This is a genomic window from Peribacillus sp. NPDC076916 (assembly GCF_050269675.1).
Lineage (GTDB): Bacteria > Bacillota > Bacilli > Bacillales > DSM-1321 > Peribacillus > Peribacillus aracenensis.
Genome location: NZ_JBNNIU010000012.1, coordinates 16,580 through 32,672, shown reverse-complemented (window position 1 = coordinate 32,672; position 16,093 = coordinate 16,580). Strand labels below are relative to the sequence as shown.

Below are 16,093 nucleotides of genomic sequence, written 5' to 3'. Positions count from 1 at the left end.
GAAAGCCCTAAAGCAGTGAGTCTTTGGACAAAACGCTGCAAGTAGTTGAGTATGAACAATGCTAATTTGTTGAGAGATTATAATATAAAAAAGGCTTTGTTCATTATCGGGAGCTGATTTGCAGCTCTTTTTCTTTTGCAACTATGGGGTAAAAATAGTGTAAGAAAAAATCATTATACATAAATTATATAATTGGGGGAGAGCGAAGATGAAGACTGATAATTTTGATTATATTGAACTTTGGAGAGAATCCATGCTAGATCCTTATGGTAAAATGCCAAATCGACTAAAAGATGATGCCGCAGAAGAAGCTTTTTGGTCCTCCAAAGTGGCAGAAAAAAAACAACATAAAGCGGATCCTTATGCAAAACATGTGCAGCGAGAGTTATTGGCATTATTAAAACAGGATGATCATGTATTGGAAATCGGCCCTGGATGGGGCAATTATACATTCGAAATTGCAAAAGAAGTCAGGAAGCTAACTTGTATAGATAGTTCTAAAAGCATTATCAGTTTTTTAGCATCCCAAGCGAATGAAAAAGGTTTCGAAAACATGGAATTGATTCATGATAAGTGGGAAAGTGATACCAAAAGAGAAAGTTATGATGTAGTATTTGGGTTTAATTGTTATTACCGTATGACAGAAATCGGTCAAATCTTATTAAAAATGAATGAGACTGCAGGCCGATTAGTGATAGTAGGCATGACAACAGGACCAGAAAAACCTCATTATATGGAATTGAAGCAAAGAGGATATACGATCAATTTAAGAAAGCGGGATTACATACACATCTTGAATGTTTTGTATCAACTTGGAATACTGGCGGATTGTAAGATCGTTAAATTAAAAAGTAAAAAAATCTATTCCACCTATGAAGAAATGATTCGTGATAATACGACTAAAATTCTCGACGAACATTTTTCCTATGATGAAGTAAAATCAATCCTTAATAAATATGTGGTGGAAAAAGAAGGAGTTTTTGAATATGAATATCCGTTTCATGCAGCTTTGATGTATTGGAGTCCGAAGTGAAATTAACTTTTCCATTACCATTTTCCCTGAATTCATTATCTTCTTTTTTAAGGTCGTTCAGGAAAAAGGTATTTTTTCTGAAGGATATTCGCAAAATAATAGTAACAAGGCTACAAACCATTGATGGGAAAACGGAGTGTGAATGATACATGAAAGAAATATCCGAAAAGAGATTTTGTGAAACTTGTAAAAAAGAGACCGTACATACAGTAACTGAGGATGCATTGGAAATAGAATATTCCTGTAATGAGTGCGGTCAGCACCAAGACATTTTCAAGACATTTTTTTAGAAAACATTCTAATGGAATTCGCAACCGGACTTTTGCTGCAACCGAAGAAGCTTGACTAAAGTCATGTTTCTTTGGTATTTCAACATGACCTCCCCTAATGGAAAGACTCCCCTCGAATTCTCCGATATTTTTTTGCTTTTTCCCTTACTTAGGAACGAAAATCGACCGCCAATTACTTTCTCAATGATGGGATAATCCAATTAAAAAGACAGTACTCTGGTTGTGAGTGTTGTCTTTTTGGTTTGAAAAGAAAGAGTTTGAATTCTTTTATTCTGGCTTTTACTTTACTCCATTGACGAGACACCATCAAGTAGTCTTACGCCAAGTGGTGGAGCAATTATGAAATCAATTAAATAATACAGCGGTAAAATCTTCTTATTTCTATTTTAACGGCATGCAATATGTGATATATTGCATATTATATATTGATATTTCAAGGAGGTAAAGCCGTTGGTGCATTCAAATTCATCACAAAAAATCAAACGTACTTCTGTACGTGAAGAAGCATACATGATATTGCGGGATTGGATAGTACAGGGAATCCTAACACCAGGCCAACAATTACGTGACAAAGAATTAGCTGAACAATTGGGAGTAAGCAGAACCCCCATTAGAGAAGCACTTTTAAGGCTTGAGGATGAAGGATTTGTAGAGACCAAGCCTAGCCGTTCAACTATTGTTTCCCCTATTCAATTCGAAGGGGTATTAAACATATATTCCATTGTTTGGACACTGGAAAAGTTGGCTATGGAACAGGCTTTTGATTTCATTGAAGAAAAATACTTAATTGAAATGGAAGCCATCAATCATGAAGTGAAAAAAGCAATCGACGAGGGAAATCAAATAGTGGCCGTTCAGAAAGATGATGACTTTCACTCCATTTACATCAACCTTTCTACAAATGATGAATTAAAGCGGATTCTATCAGGACTCAAACAAAAACTTATACGGATAGAACTGTTTTATTTCAATCAGGTTAGTGATGTTCATCTTTCCGTTGATGAGCATGATAGAATCATACAGGCATTAAGGAATGGAAATCTCACTATGGCGCTTAATATGATAGAAAAGAATTGGAAAGAAAGTTATTATAGAATTCAAGCCCATTCGAAACGTGTAAAAAGCGGGGAAGATAAATATGAGTAATGATACTTTAGTTGCTATGTCAACTTCAAGAAATAAAGGGATTGCACTAGTACTGACTGGCGCTGCGTTATGGGGAGTATCAGGAACGGCAGCTCAATATCTATTTCAGCATCAAGGTTTCAGTCCTGAGTGGCTCACTGTTGTGCGCTTGTTGCTTTCTGGAATTATCTTATTAGGTGTCGCATATAAGAACGAAAGACTGAAAGTTTTTGAGATTTGGAAAAATAAAAAAGATGCGCTTCAAATTATCCTTTTTGCCATTCTGGGAATGCTTGCTGTCCAATACACATATTTTGCAGCAATTGAACATGGCAACGCAGCCACCGCTACAGTCCTTCAATATTTGGCACCGGCCCTGATCACTTGTTATTTAGCCATTCATTCCAGACGTCTTCCAAGCATTACTGTGAGTGTAGCTGTGATCATAGCGATTTTAGGAACTTTTTTGCTTGTGACAGGAGGTAGCATACATACACTTTCCATTTCGGGGTGGGCAGTATTTTGGGGAGTAACATCAGCCTTTGCATTGGCATTCTATACATTGCAGCCGTATGAACTCCTTTCAAGATGGGGATCAATGATTGTTGTAGGATGGGGAATGTTGATTGGAGGCATATGCTTTAGCATAATTCATCCTCCATGGGCATTCGAAGGCAATTGGACGTTACCTTCATTTTCAGCGGTATTATTCATCATCATTTTCGGAACGATCATTGCTTTTTATTTTTATTTGGAAAGTACCAAATTCATCTCGGCTTCAGAGGTAAGTTTATTAGCTTCAGTTGAGCCATTATCCGCAACCTTAATATCCGTTTTCTGGCTGAATGTAACATTCGGTTTTGCCGAGTGGCTCGGCACACTCTGCATTATAAGTACCATCACGATTTTATCAATCGTAAAAAACAAGTAATGTCAGTTGCAAGCCGGGCAAAATAATGGAATCTCTGCTATAGCATATAATGCGATATAAACTTTAACTTTTAAACTACCATGAAGCTTGAACATACATCAAAAAAAGGCAATTACACTGCATGTGAATTGCCTTTTTTGTATTTTCCGAGTTTTACGCATGCATTTAATCATTCAAAAATACATTAATTTTTAGAAAATGCTATTTTATATATTACGGCTGTTGTCGAGATGGTCTTACAATAGACTCATTAACAGTAACATCTTCAAGTTGATTTAAAGCAAAAAGAATCGTTTCCGTAATACGGTCTCAAAAGCATCCGGTAATTTTCCCATGAAATGTAATTAAGAAGAGTTTACCTTATATCTATATAATGTTGCAGAACCTTTGACGGGAAGAATTTGAGGGGCAGGGGGCGTAAGGAAACAATAATGGAAGAGGGCATTGTTAAATTCCGTTGTGCTTGCTTTAAACAGTTATACATTGCTTTACCGCCAATTGAATTAGCAGAGTGAATAGTAATGCGGTTAGCAAAAAGCTTTTCTTTGACCATCTTTTGAACAAGCATAAAACCATTCCTAGTTTTATTTAATAAATCATGGTCCAAAGAGAGGTGTTCAATATCAAAGTTTTGCAATAGCTCTATACATTCGTCAATAGTCTCGACTAACACATAGCCATCGGGAGCTTTCCGATAGTCATCCAGAAAAACGCTGATTTTCTCCATTTCTTATACTCCTTTCCCTATAAAAGCGTGATTAATAAAAGTCAAAAAAACCTTAGAAAATATGATTTTATATATTAAGTCTAACATAAAAATGTATGAAGGGGACATTTTCGACGTTAAAGGCTAATATGCGACAGCCTTTTTTTATAAATATTCTATATACTTATCGTTGTACTTCTTCAGCCACTCCCTTATGAAACTCAGTTGCATGATTTCAAACAGTTTAGTAACTCCCTCTAAATATTCCTTGTGAAATAAGGTACAAAACTTACTTAAAAGTTAATAATTGTAATAATTAGGGTAAAAGGTAGTATCTTGACTAAAAGGAGAAGTGATATGTTACATCCAGAAGAGATTTTCCTTGTACTAAGGGACAAAACGCGGCTGTTGGAGTTAAAGGAACAAATAAATGACTATCATCATAATTTCTACTTATCAATGATTAATGATCAGCTTTCATTGATTGATAATGCTCTAAAAGAATGTAACGTTGATTCCTGCACTATATCAAAAGGGTAAAACCAATATTTACTATTTCACATATAAAGGGAATCAAATTTTTAACTATAAATAACCAACTTAGCGCCCTCTGAGAAAAGGCGCTTTTTTATGTCAAATTTAATTGGTCCCCGATAAAACATCAGTTAGCAATAATTTAAGAGGTATACCTCCATGTTCCATTAGTTATCGCAAGCGGAACTTATTTTTCACCTTCAGCATTATGATGAAGGTCTTTTTCATTTTGATAAGCAACAATTTTGGCATCATCTCCAATGCTTTCAAGTGTAGCTGTGGCCATCTGTTCTCTAATGCGAATGATATGGGCGTCCATCAGTTGTTTGGCTTTATCCGCTTCCTTTAATGCGATAGAATAGTAGATTTCTTTGTGTTCTTGAAGCGTTTCTTGAAAATGACCTGGCTTTGCGAAACGATGCCGTCTAGTGGCACGAATAGTATCTTTCATTTGATCACTAAGGGTATGGACCAATCCAGCAAATATGGAATTGTTTGTGGCTTTTGCGACACTATAGTGAAACATCAAATCTGCTCGCAAGCCTAATTCTTCATCATGTTCCGAACGTGCCATTTCTTCTAAAGCATTAAGAATATTTTGTAAATCTAGGGAGTTTGCTCTTTGTGCAGCAAGAAAAGCACACTCGGTTTCAATTACTCGACGGACTTCAAGCATTTCATAGACCATGTTGTCCTTAGCTTTGATGATTGAGTTGGATAGCAGTTCGATCAGGAACTTAACATCAGATTGTCTGATAAATGTCCCGTCACCTGGTCTGACCTCAATGACTCCGTTAATCTCCAATACTCGAAGGGCTTCCCTGATTGATGTTCGACTCACTTTAAAACGATTGGACAACTCCCGCTCAGGGGGTAATTTATCCCCAGGTTTTAATTCACCGCTAATAAAAGATTCCTTAATTTGATTGAAGATGATTTCGTACACTTTTGGGGATTTAACTGGTATAGAATCCATTACTTCCTTCACATCCTTCAATAACAACAAGTTGATACGACTAAGTGGAATCATCTTAACAAGCATTCATTAATGAAGCAAGAAGATAATTTCAGACCTTCTATTGGTTAGACCAATTTTGAAAATATATTATTACTTTATTTCAGTCGAAACCGTTCATTTAGGAATTGAAGGCGATTCATCTTTTGTTAGAGGGTAGGAAAACCGCCTATAATACTGTCAAAATAACGATTAATTTATGGAGAAAAGTAATATATATATAATTGTTGAAAAAGTCAAAAAATTTAGTATAATGAAAATTGGTTAGACCAATTATGAAATGACAAAAATGGTCTAGGTCAATCTATTCATTAATGAAAACGATATCATTTTTTAAGATTTTTAGGGAGGGGGATTCACTCAATAGTTGAAGCTTAGAAGTAGAAACTTAATCTTGGTATAGGTGCGACCAAAGCTTTTGATATGACAAAAGCGGATGTTATAGCAGAAAGAAGGAGAATTGAATGGAAGCAACTAGTGTAAATTTGATCAACGCTTTAAAGGAAGTTCTTTCGGAAAGTCAAGTAACAGTAAACCAGACAGTGAGAGAATTGCACGGCAGAGATGAATCATATCATGCTGTAAGTCTTCCCGATATTGTTGTATTTCCAGAAACAACACAGCAAGTTAGTGATGTTGTGAAATTGGCCAATATGCACAAAATCCCGATCGTCCCTTTTGGGTTGGGATCAAGCCTCGAGGGCCATGTCATACCGTACAATCATGGCATAACCATTGACTTTTCACTAATGAATAAAATCATTGAAGTGCGTGAAAACGATTTTCTCGTAAAGGTTCAGCCTGGCGTAACGCGTTCGCAACTAAATAAAGAATTGAAAAAATATGGGCTGTTTTTTTCCGTGGATCCTGGAGCTGATGCTACTCTGGGCGGAATGGCGGCAACAAATGCCAGTGGAACGACATCAGTAAAGTATGGTGTGATGCGTGACCAAGTCCGTGACCTTGAAGTGGTTCTTGCAGATGGTTCGATTATACATACTGGCAATTTGGCAGCTAAATCGTCATCAGGTTACCATCTAAACGGTATTTTTGTTGGTTCTGAAGGAACCCTTGGCTGCTTTACGGAATTGACGTTGAAAGTTTACGGAATTCCTGAGCACGTTATGGCGGCAAGAGCATCATTTCCGGCATTGAACCATGCGGTAGAAGCTGTTGTATCCATTTTGCAGTCAGGTGTTCCAATTGCAAGGGTGGAACTTGTCGATGAACCATCAATGAAGCAGGTTAACCATTATAGTGATACAAGCTATAACGAAGCGCCTACACTATTTTTGGAGTTTCATGGTAATGAAGCAGGGTTGAAGCAAGATGTAGATTTCACTAAAGAAATAGTAGCAGAACATCATTGTCTCGATATTGAATTTGAGGCAGATAATGCTGCCAGGAACCGCCTATGGGAAGCTCGCCATAATCTTGCCTATGCTTATATTCATGGCTATCCTAGAAAAAAACTGATGGTGACTGATGTCTGCCTTCCGATTTCAGAGCTGTCCGGTGCCATTCAACATGCAAGGGAGGCTGTTGATATTCTGGGCCTTACCGGTGGGATTGTCGGCCATGTAGGCGATGGAAACTATCACGTACTCTTAATGATTGATAACAAAAATCTAGAAGAGATTAAAAGAGCAGAACAGCTAAATGAACAAATTGTCCTGTATGCCCTTGAGCGGAACGGAACATGCACTGGGGAGCACGGAGTCGGGGTCGGTAAACAAAAATATCAGAAAAAAGAACATGGGAACTCACTGTTTGTGATGGAAAAAATCAAAGTAGCCCTTGATCCAGATAATTTATTAAATCCAAGTAAAATATTTATGCAAGAAAGAGTGTGATGAAATGAAGGTATTAGAAGCGTTTAGTGCATTAGCCGGAAAATATTTTGCTGTTTGGGTTATCTTAATTTCCGTCATTGCCTTTATTTTTCCAGAGCCATTTTTGGGATTGGGAGGCTATATTCCGATATTGCTAGGGGTTGTCATGTTTGGTATGGGGCTTACTTTGAAGGCAGTTGATTTTAAAATCGTCATCACTAAACCACTGCCCGTAATTATTGGAGTTTGCGCCCAGTTCATCATCATGCCATCTGTGGCATTCCTTATTGCGAAACTTATGAATTTGCCACCCGAATTAGCTGCAGGTCTGGTTTTGCTCGGCTGTGTACCGGGCGGAACAGCCTCTAATGTTATGGTATATCTTGCAAAAGGTAATGTACCCTTGTCGATAGCTATGACCTCGGTATCAACTTTACTGGCTCCAATCATGACTCCGCTGCTTCTGCTTTTGTTGGCGGGCCAATGGATGCCGGTCGATTTTTTTGATATGTTTAAGTCCATTATACAAGTCATCCTTCTTCCGATTGTTTTAGGTTTGGGCATTAAGCGGCTTTTCCCGGTAATAGTTGAAAAAAGCTTAACCGTTTTACCACTTATTTCGGTAGCGGCCATTATTACGATTGTAAGCGCAGTAGTTTCAGGCAATGTAGCTAGCATCGCTACATCCGGGTTCCTCATTTTTACTGCCGTGATGCTTCACAACGGATTTGGACTGCTGTTTGGTTACATGACAGCAAAAGTGCTTGGACTTGATGAAGTCAATAGAAGAGCGATTTCGATTGAAGTGGGCATGCAGAACTCCGGGTTAGGCGTTGCGCTTGCTACGGCACATTTCGGCCCGCTGGCAGCACTTCCAAGTGTCCTGGCTGCTGCATGGCACAACATATCAGGACCAATTCTTGCGACTTACTGGTCAAAAAAACATGCCGGCGTCAGTATAGAGGAAGGGACAGTCCAGCCAGTAGAGAACAAGCTTTAATAATATGAAATGAAAAAGATCCTATGCTCCCAGCAGGGATTTTTTTGCTGTTGCAATATTTTCCGGTCGGGGAAGTGGAGGGGCAAATAACCATGCTGCTTGAATTCTAGAATTCATCTAGGAAAAAGAGAGTCATTCTGTTAATGCTCTCCTACAGCAAGCATGTAGTAGCAATAGCTTTAACAGGCAGAATACAAATATCAAAAAAGAAAAAATTTATGAAGTTCTAGAACAAAATCATGAATTAATTGATATAATTAGCGATCTTTTTATAGAAGGTTCCAAGTGAAAGTATCATTCAAAAAGACATTAAGATTTTGAAATGAAGGGAGGAGAGGGGCTAATTTCCTTTTACTCTAACTATAAATCGTTTGATTTTCTATTTTAACTTGCTCACCACCGTCATTAAGTATCATAAAGTTGTAAATCGGAAAAAGCCCACAACATTTAGGTTGGGGCTTTTTCCGATTTACTGACTTTGGCAGCTAGTTGGCAATTTTAGTGACTACTAATGAGGGATACCTATATGTTACATTGGCAGAAGCAGTAATAACTCTAATACTTAGCCTATCGTTTGCGGATAATCGAAGTTGGATTGTTTTTCCTATCGTGTTTCTAGCTTCAACCTGTATTGGTTGGCCGCCCGGACCGCCTGTAATTCGATTAAAGGATTCAAAAGTACTTTCAAGAACTGGGGTTGTGTCATTGATGAATAACCTGAACTGCACTTCGGTATTAAACGTTAAGTTAGAAGCATTAATTAGTCTAGCAGTTAAATCCATGCTAATCTCATATACCCCATCAGTCAGAACCTCAATATCAGTATAAGGTCCAAGACCAGGAGGAAAAGGAGCTGTTCCTAATAACGGACCAGGGGTTGTGAAAACAACCTTCTGCCCCAGAGTAGGGGGATTTACCGTAGACACTGTGACAAAATTCCCAGACGGATCGTACAATGATCCATAAGCCAAAGCACCCCCTGGTCCTGGAGGTCCAGTTTCTCCCTGAGGTCCTGGGGGTCCTGGAAGCCCTTGAAATCCTTGAGGTCCTGAAGGTCCTTGAGGTCCTCGAGGACCTTGTTCACACTCCTTACATTTTTTATGCTCGTTTTTATTAAGGAAATCATCGTTATTACACTTATAGGTCGTGTCAACAAATCTGCGACCTTGAATTGGCTTTTCTATTTTACTCACCCTTTTTTCCTCATTGTTCACTTTCCGAAAAGTCGAGCAATGAAGCTTTTTTTCTGTTTTCTTCGAGGCATTCTTTGCAACAATTGTACTTCTTTTTATAAAACCGATACTTTTCCTGATAATACTTTTAATCGTAATTGGACAAGTTAATCACTCCTTTCTACAATATATATGCCGATATAAAAAAAAGGCTTGGATTTTTAAGTTTGATTTTTAAATCAGGCTATTTAAAGTTAAATTGAGTACGTACTATTTATGAAGGATGAAGGATGAAGGATCAAGGATCACTGAATATCTTTTGGGCGCTAGGCGTTTTAAAGAAGAAGCTAGGATAGCGATTTACCAACGTTATGTATATACCGGACATTGAAAAAAATATATACAACTGAGGAGAATTTGCTTGTTGAAGTGCATTTCGAACAATGGATTGTTGCCTTTGAGTAATATGATTTTCATAATAAGAGAAGTATTTGTCGAGTCCCATTGCGATTGGAACAACAAGTGGATCTCTGAATTTGAATCACCCTGGAGTTTATTTGAAAAGTTTAGATTCATGAATAGCATATCTTGTAAAGACTTTGTGAATTTATCGAGAGTAACGAAATGAAAGGAATACATACTAACAAGGATCTTTATCAATTAGATAAAGATTTTAGAAAGAATGTCTTAACAGAGAATTTAGAATCAATCACATTAATCTATATGAAATAAGTAATGAAGCTTTTAATAAAAAAACTTTAAATGGTAATTGTAGGATATGTCTAGCATGTATAAAAAAGGTATCGTTGTGGTGATTGCGGAAAAAGTAAGAGCAATAATTACGTACATTGTTATAAATATTTCAAAAGTGGAAACGGAAAAGCAATGTATCAACGATAAACACATCAGTTAAAAAACAGTACTATATCAAACGATGAAATATCCTAAAGATGAGATAGGAGATGAGATAGACAACAAATTGGTACTATCATTATTTTGATTCTAGTTTACATAATATATATTATAGGAAGTTGTATTTTTATTGTTAATTATATCTCATATCTTAAGAATACTTAACTTAGTGAGACGAAATGCAAATTTTTAAATTGATACACTACAATTATTTATTAATATCTTTTTATCTAATTACTCATTGTTAACTAATACTTTAAGTAAATATTGTTACGTTCATTTAGAAAAAATGATTGATCTTCAATTTTTTATTGGATTAAATATTGGCAGTAACTTTTGCTTGGATTTAAGCTAATTTTACAATGAATTAAGTCCCATAATATTTAATTCTCAAATGTCAATTAAAATTCTGATTTTTATTCTCAATCGTAATTTATCTGTTAATATAATTGCTGATATTTTTTGTTTGTCGCTATTTTGTTATGACTACGATTAATCACATTAGTTCAATTATTTAATACACTTAGTCATTTGACTCTAAGGATCTCATATCAATTCTAAGCTATATTAGTTTTCCATTCAGTAAAAACCGGTGGCACCTTCATTTTCTTCCTTTTTCCGTCCGTTTAAGGACCAATACATGTCCATTTGGATTACGTTGTCATCGGAAGTCATAACATCATAATTGCTCCTATCTGAACCAATTCAGCATTTCTCGATACAAAGAATTAGGATAAACCTTCTGTTGTTGTGTATGAAGATATAGACATGAAGTAATAAAAGGTTCCCCCCTTCTATCACAAACGCTGCTACTCTGAATACCTTTTTATTCATGTTGCTCATTAATAATTCTATATTTATCAAAATATTATCATTAACTGACCTGATCTATCATTTTTGTTATTCTGATATATAAAATATATGGCAATATGAGAAAAATCACGGGTTAACACTTCTAAAAAAATATATTAATATAACTTTACCAATAACAACTCCAAGGGTCTTCAACTTGAAATTCCCACTTTCTCTTCCTGAAAGTGATAATGGGCACCTCTATTTAGCAACATAATCACTCTTTTAACTTATAACTGCCTATATCATGAATAACCTTTAATAAATGATGATCCATCCGCTCTGTTTTAAACTTATTTTTAAGTAAGGATAGCGATTTTAAGGAACTGCTTTCATAATTGCAACAACATGCATCAATAGGAAGCTGCCAATGGTTATAAGGTAACCCTGCAAATCGAATTTGTTAAATAACAATTCCTACCATCAGCAATCATTTTTTTGTATCTTGAATGCAATTCATTTATATGTAAATCGTAAAAATCGATTTTTACATATAAATGTTTAAAAAGTTTCAGAAATCAAGGCAGATTATAAGTTAATGCCAGATGACAACATATTTTTATAAAACGGAATAATAATATTATGTAAACTCTAATCACGAAATGTTGAGGAAAATTGGTAAGCAAGTTATTGATGGGTTATGTACCTATTTACTTTCTTGAATACGCATTTCGCGTTAGAGTTCGATTAAACCCAATTTCCCATCAACCTATAAAAAAGGAACACGAAATAGCACTTGATCTCATGTTCCTGATACGTTATTTATGTTCGAATGGATTCGATACGGCTTTGGATGAATTCGAACGAAGTTTTTGCTTCATGGATGATTTGTGTTATTAGTTCATTGACGGTCAATATTTCTTTTATCAGTCCTACAGATTGTCCGCATGACCATATTCCTCCGTCTAAAATTCCTTCAAAGTATACTTTCTTGCTTCGTTGTCCCGTAATTAGTGGAATCAATTCCTCTATGGTGGCACCTTCATTTTCAAGTTTGTCCACTTCTTTACTGATGGCATTTAATGCTACACGCGACGGACTGCCTATATTCCGTTGGATGACAACTGTATCCATTTCATTGGCAGATACCATCCACTGCTTCACGTTATCATGGATCGGCGCTTCTTTCGTTGCCATAAAGCGAGTTCCCATGACGATTCCTTCAGCACCGAGTGACAAGGCACTAATTAGGCTTCTGCCATCCGAAAATCCTCCGCCTGCTATTACTGGAATAGTAACGGAGTCAACGGCTCTAGGGAGCATGACAAGCGTTCCTACATCCCCCATGCCTGGATGCCCGCCTGTTTCATTCCCTACAATGATAATGGCATCGACTCCTAATTTCTCTGCTGAGATTGCGTTTTTGACGTTCGCTACCTTATGTATCACGGTAAAGCCGTGCTCTTTAAGTTTGGGCATTAAACTTTCTGGGTTTCGGCCACTCGTTTCAACAATCTTTATATCTTCATCAATTAAAATATCAATGAACTCATCATTCGGGGTTGCGGTTTGACTTGGAAACAAGTTCAGGTTGACAGCAAAGGGCTTCTTGGTCAAAGTTTTCACTTTGCGTATTTCATCACGGAGACCTTCTGGGGTCACCTGTGTTTTCGAAGTAATGATGCCTAGTCCTCCCGCTTCTGACACGGCGGCTGCGAGCGGGGCTCGGCCAACTTGAAACATCCCGCCGCAAATAATCGGATATTCAATCCCCAATAATTCAGTAATTCTTGTTTTCATTTGCCATACCCCTTTCATTTTCCATGGATTTCCACCAATCTACTCTTCTTACATCATGTACACACGTCATGTCTATATACCATACTTATGGAGCCGCTTGTAAAATGTACTTCTTGGTATATCCATCAACTTTGCTGCAGCCGTTACATTCCCTCTTGATTTTTGTAATGCCTCTATCATTAAATCCCGTTGAATTTTTTCACGGATCGTCAGTTCTTTTCCCGATATGCCTTTATCACCAGGTTCCTCCCATGCAGGGAAATCATCATGCCGTGTAACGGGTTGAGAATGCATGGAATTCAACACTTTACCATAATCCAGAGGTCCTTCCGCCAGTAAGATGGTCAATCGCTGAAGTACATTCTGCAATTCTCTAATATTGCCTGGCCAATTGTACTCTTTTAAACGATTCAATAATTCTTCCGTTAATGGAATATTCCAATTATTTTTCGCACACAAGTAGTTGACTAGATAAGGAATGTCTTCAATCCTTTCCCTCAAGGGCGGTACATGAATGGGGTAAACGTTCAACCGATAGTATAAATCCTTCCGAAAGGACCCTTCATTGACAAGCTCTTCAAGATTACGGTGTGTTGCAGTGATAATGCGAATATCCAATAAAATGCTTTTTGTGCCACCGATTGGAACGATTTTTCTTTCCTGGAGTACACGCAATAAGGCGACTTGCATCGCTGAAGGGATTTCACCGATTTCATCGAGAAAAATGGTCCCTCCATTTGCCTGCTCGAACTTCCCTTTGTGCCCTTGCCGTTTAGCCCCAGTAAAAGCACCTTCGACATACCCGAATAATTCACTCTCCATTAATTCTTTAGGTATGGCCCCACAATTTATCGTGACGAACGGTCCTTTTTTACGAAACCCATTTTCATGAATGGCCATGGCAATAAGCTCTTTCCCGACCCCTGTTTCACCAGAAATATACACATTTGCTTCTGTCGGTGCAACAAGCTTCACTTTGTGTAATGTGTTATGAAAGGCTTCGCTAATCCCGCTTTCCCCTTTGAAGGCGAACCTCTCTGCAGGCATTGAAGCAGGGAAAAGCCGATTGGTTTCATGACCATGATTCTCTGATAAGAATAAACACTTACCTGAAACTCTATTATCCTCTTTGGATAGAAGCGGATTTTCCTTTACGATTCGATATCCGTGATTTAATAGATCGGCCAATGCCATACCAATGGATTGAGGAATTTTTTTGCGAATCTGTTTACTGGCGGAGATTATCATTTCTTTATGGTTACAGACGATAAAAGGCAAATCCGGGTAGGTCTCTGCAAGTTCTATCGAGTGCTGGGTCAATGCCAGCTCCTTTTTATAGGAACGCACTCCCATTTCCTGTTCGATTGTATACGCCAAACTGGCTACCATACCCAGCATGGAAGGATGGAAATAATCTACTGGACATGATATATCCAAAACTCCCAATATCTTACCGTCTTCATTTAAAATGGGCATGGCAGAGCAACTCCATTTGTGTGAGGCAATTGAATAGTGCTCGGTACCTTGAATCATTACGGCTTCACCCGTTTTCAAGGCTGTTCCAATCGCGTTCGTTCCGACCTCCCCCTCCGTCCAGCATACGCCCTCCACAAAATTTATTTTGCCTGCCTCATCGAGGATTTTCTCGTTTCCGGAAAGTGAAAGGACATATCCATCCGGATCGACCAATAAGGCCATCATTCCTGATTCTTTTATTGATTGATTCATCCTAGTTAATTGGGGTGATGCCACTTCTAATAGGAAGGAGTTCTTTTCTCTTTGAATGTCCAATAATTCATTCGTCAAAATGTGTTTGCCTTTATTAAGGTATGGGTTGACTTGTTCTTTTTTGCAGCGATGCCAGGATTCCATTATTCGCTTGTTCAGACGATTTGAATCGAGAACCCCTTCACTTACAAAGCGTTCCCATGTGCGTAGATAACAACTAGTGGATAGCATAAAATCCTCCTCTAATCATTTGGTTTAAACCTTCATTTGACCAGTCAATCTAGAGGAAAAATACCATGGAGTATAAAATAGGATGTTAATCGAGGTCCATTTAATTATAGTAGATTATGTATCCGCTTACAATATATAGATTTAGTTTACACAAAAAGCATCATGTGATCATTCACACGATGCTTCTCCATCTAACAATATAATGCGTTAGTTTTATGAAAATATAACCCCGCCATCTATCATGATGGATTGCCCTGTCATATAATCCGAATCCGGTGAAGCAAGGTAAGATACGAATTTCGCAACATCTTCTGGCGTTTCGGAGCGTCCTAAGGTTATGGAATCTGTAAACTTTTTAAATGTTTCCCCTTTAGCAAGATTCATATATTGACCCATTTTTTCATCAATTAAATCCCACATTTGCGTCCCGACAATACCTGGACAGTATGCATTCACCGTAATGCCAAACTGGGCCAATTCCTGTGCTGCCGCTTGTGTAATGCCTCTTACGGCAAATTTTGTGGCCGAGTATGTACCTAGTAAACTAAAGCCTTTGTAACTGGCGATGCTGGCAGCACTTATAATTTTCCCGCCTTCCTGCTTTTTCATTTGTTCAGCAGCAGCTTGGAGGCAAAAGAGGACACCATTTACATTTATATTGAAAATCTGCTCCAGATCCTCTTGTGTTACCTCCAATAGAGGCTTTATTTGAGCAATACCTGCATTTGAAACCATAACGTCCAGTTGTCCAAAACGTTCCACAACTTGATTCACCATTTCGAATACTTCCCGTCTATTGCTTACATCCGCTTTAACGGCAAAGCTTTCACGCCCAATTTCCCTGATCTCATTCACGACCGATTCAGCCGTATCCAGATTGACATCATTAATGACCACATTCAATCCATCTTGAGCCAATCTTAATGCAATGGCACGTCCGATACCGCGTCCTGCACCAGTGACTACCGCCGTCCGTTGACCGCTAGCCATAT

At 37.7% G+C, this 16,093-nt stretch carries 12 protein-coding genes; 6 read left to right on the top strand and 6 right to left on the bottom strand.

Features of this window, described 5'->3' with window-relative positions; genetic code table 11:
• Positions 1 to 208: 208 nt before the first annotated feature.
• From ACQKFG_RS23175 to ACQKFG_RS23165, 3 genes are all read left to right on the top strand, one after another.
• Positions 209 to 1,033, top strand: coding sequence for a class I SAM-dependent methyltransferase (locus tag ACQKFG_RS23175; protein ID WP_427563264.1), 825 nt, complete (start codon positions 209 to 211; stop codon positions 1,031 to 1,033).
• A gap of 743 nt (positions 1,034 to 1,776) precedes the next feature.
• Positions 1,777 to 2,469, top strand: a complete 693-nt coding sequence (locus ACQKFG_RS23170; protein ID WP_427563362.1) for a GntR family transcriptional regulator — start codon at positions 1,777 to 1,779, stop codon at positions 2,467 to 2,469.
• Positions 2,462 to 3,379, top strand: coding sequence for a DMT family transporter (locus tag ACQKFG_RS23165; protein WP_427563262.1), 918 nt, complete (start codon positions 2,462 to 2,464; stop codon positions 3,377 to 3,379). Before ACQKFG_RS23170 ends, ACQKFG_RS23165 begins: the two co-directional genes overlap by 8 nt.
• A gap of 355 nt (positions 3,380 to 3,734) precedes the next feature.
• Here the strand turns inward: ACQKFG_RS23165 and ACQKFG_RS23160 are convergent, their stop codons facing one another.
• Entirely contained in the window at positions 3,735 to 4,106 is a 372-nt protein-coding gene (locus ACQKFG_RS23160; RefSeq protein WP_192204817.1) for a cyclic-phosphate processing receiver domain-containing protein, read from the bottom strand.
• A gap of 336 nt (positions 4,107 to 4,442) precedes the next feature.
• Here ACQKFG_RS23160 and ACQKFG_RS23155 point away from each other — a divergent pair, with 336 nt between their 5' ends.
• A complete protein-coding gene (locus ACQKFG_RS23155) occupies positions 4,443 to 4,625 on the top strand; it encodes a hypothetical protein (RefSeq protein ID WP_427563260.1) in 183 nt (60 codons plus the stop codon).
• Positions 4,626 to 4,806: 181 nt separating this feature from the next.
• On the opposite strand, the gene ACQKFG_RS23150 is transcribed toward ACQKFG_RS23155, so the two are convergent.
• Entirely contained in the window at positions 4,807 to 5,595 is a 789-nt protein-coding gene (locus ACQKFG_RS23150; protein ID WP_192204815.1) for a FadR/GntR family transcriptional regulator, read from the bottom strand.
• 503 nt (positions 5,596 to 6,098) lie between these two features.
• Between ACQKFG_RS23150 and ACQKFG_RS23145 the strand changes: the two genes are divergently transcribed.
• Complete coding sequence (locus tag ACQKFG_RS23145) at positions 6,099 to 7,487, top strand: FAD-binding oxidoreductase (RefSeq protein WP_427563258.1); 1,389 nt, start codon at positions 6,099 to 6,101, stop codon at positions 7,485 to 7,487.
• A gap of 4 nt (positions 7,488 to 7,491) precedes the next feature.
• Positions 7,492 to 8,466, top strand: coding sequence for a bile acid:sodium symporter family protein (locus ACQKFG_RS23140; protein WP_427563256.1), 975 nt, complete (start codon positions 7,492 to 7,494; stop codon positions 8,464 to 8,466).
• A 485-nt stretch (positions 8,467 to 8,951) separates the two neighbouring features.
• Here the strand turns inward: ACQKFG_RS23140 and ACQKFG_RS23135 are convergent, their stop codons facing one another.
• From ACQKFG_RS23135 to ACQKFG_RS23120, 4 genes are all read right to left on the bottom strand, one after another.
• Complete coding sequence (locus ACQKFG_RS23135; RefSeq protein WP_427563254.1) at positions 8,952 to 9,659, bottom strand: exosporium leader peptide-containing protein; 708 nt, start codon at positions 9,657 to 9,659, stop codon at positions 8,952 to 8,954.
• A 2,505-nt stretch (positions 9,660 to 12,164) separates the two neighbouring features.
• Entirely contained in the window at positions 12,165 to 13,142 is a 978-nt protein-coding gene (locus tag ACQKFG_RS23130) for an NAD(P)H-dependent flavin oxidoreductase (RefSeq protein WP_427563252.1), read from the bottom strand.
• 72 nt (positions 13,143 to 13,214) lie between these two features.
• On the bottom strand, positions 13,215 to 15,101 hold the full coding sequence (locus ACQKFG_RS23125; protein WP_427563250.1) for a sigma-54-dependent Fis family transcriptional regulator: 1,887 nt from the start codon (positions 15,099 to 15,101) through the stop codon (positions 13,215 to 13,217).
• 213 nt (positions 15,102 to 15,314) lie between these two features.
• Positions 15,315 to 16,091 carry an acetoin reductase gene (locus ACQKFG_RS23120; RefSeq protein WP_192204810.1) on the bottom strand — a complete coding sequence of 259 codons (777 nt, stop codon included), beginning with the start codon at positions 16,089 to 16,091 and terminating at the stop codon, positions 15,315 to 15,317.
• Positions 16,092 to 16,093: the final 2 nt, after the last annotated feature.

Coding starts and splice junctions, on each gene's coding strand:
- ACQKFG_RS23175 (WP_427563264.1), top strand. CDS start 209: ATGAAGACTGATAATTTTGATTATATTGAACTTTGGAGAGAATCCATG.
- ACQKFG_RS23165 (WP_427563262.1), top strand. CDS start 2,462: ATGAGTAATGATACTTTAGTTGCTATGTCAACTTCAAGAAATAAAGGG.
- ACQKFG_RS23160 (WP_192204817.1), bottom strand. CDS start 4,106: ATGGAGAAAATCAGCGTTTTTCTGGATGACTATCGGAAAGCTCCCGAT.
- ACQKFG_RS23155 (WP_427563260.1), top strand. CDS start 4,443: ATGTTACATCCAGAAGAGATTTTCCTTGTACTAAGGGACAAAACGCGG.
- ACQKFG_RS23150 (WP_192204815.1), bottom strand. CDS start 5,595: ATGGATTCTATACCAGTTAAATCCCCAAAAGTGTACGAAATCATCTTC.
- ACQKFG_RS23145 (WP_427563258.1), top strand. CDS start 6,099: ATGGAAGCAACTAGTGTAAATTTGATCAACGCTTTAAAGGAAGTTCTT.
- ACQKFG_RS23140 (WP_427563256.1), top strand. CDS start 7,492: ATGAAGGTATTAGAAGCGTTTAGTGCATTAGCCGGAAAATATTTTGCT.
- ACQKFG_RS23130 (WP_427563252.1), bottom strand. CDS start 13,142: ATGAAAACAAGAATTACTGAATTATTGGGGATTGAATATCCGATTATT.
- ACQKFG_RS23125 (WP_427563250.1), bottom strand. CDS start 15,101: ATGCTATCCACTAGTTGTTATCTACGCACATGGGAACGCTTTGTAAGT.
- ACQKFG_RS23120 (WP_192204810.1), bottom strand. CDS start 16,091: ATGGCTAGCGGTCAACGGACGGCGGTAGTCACTGGTGCAGGACGCGGT.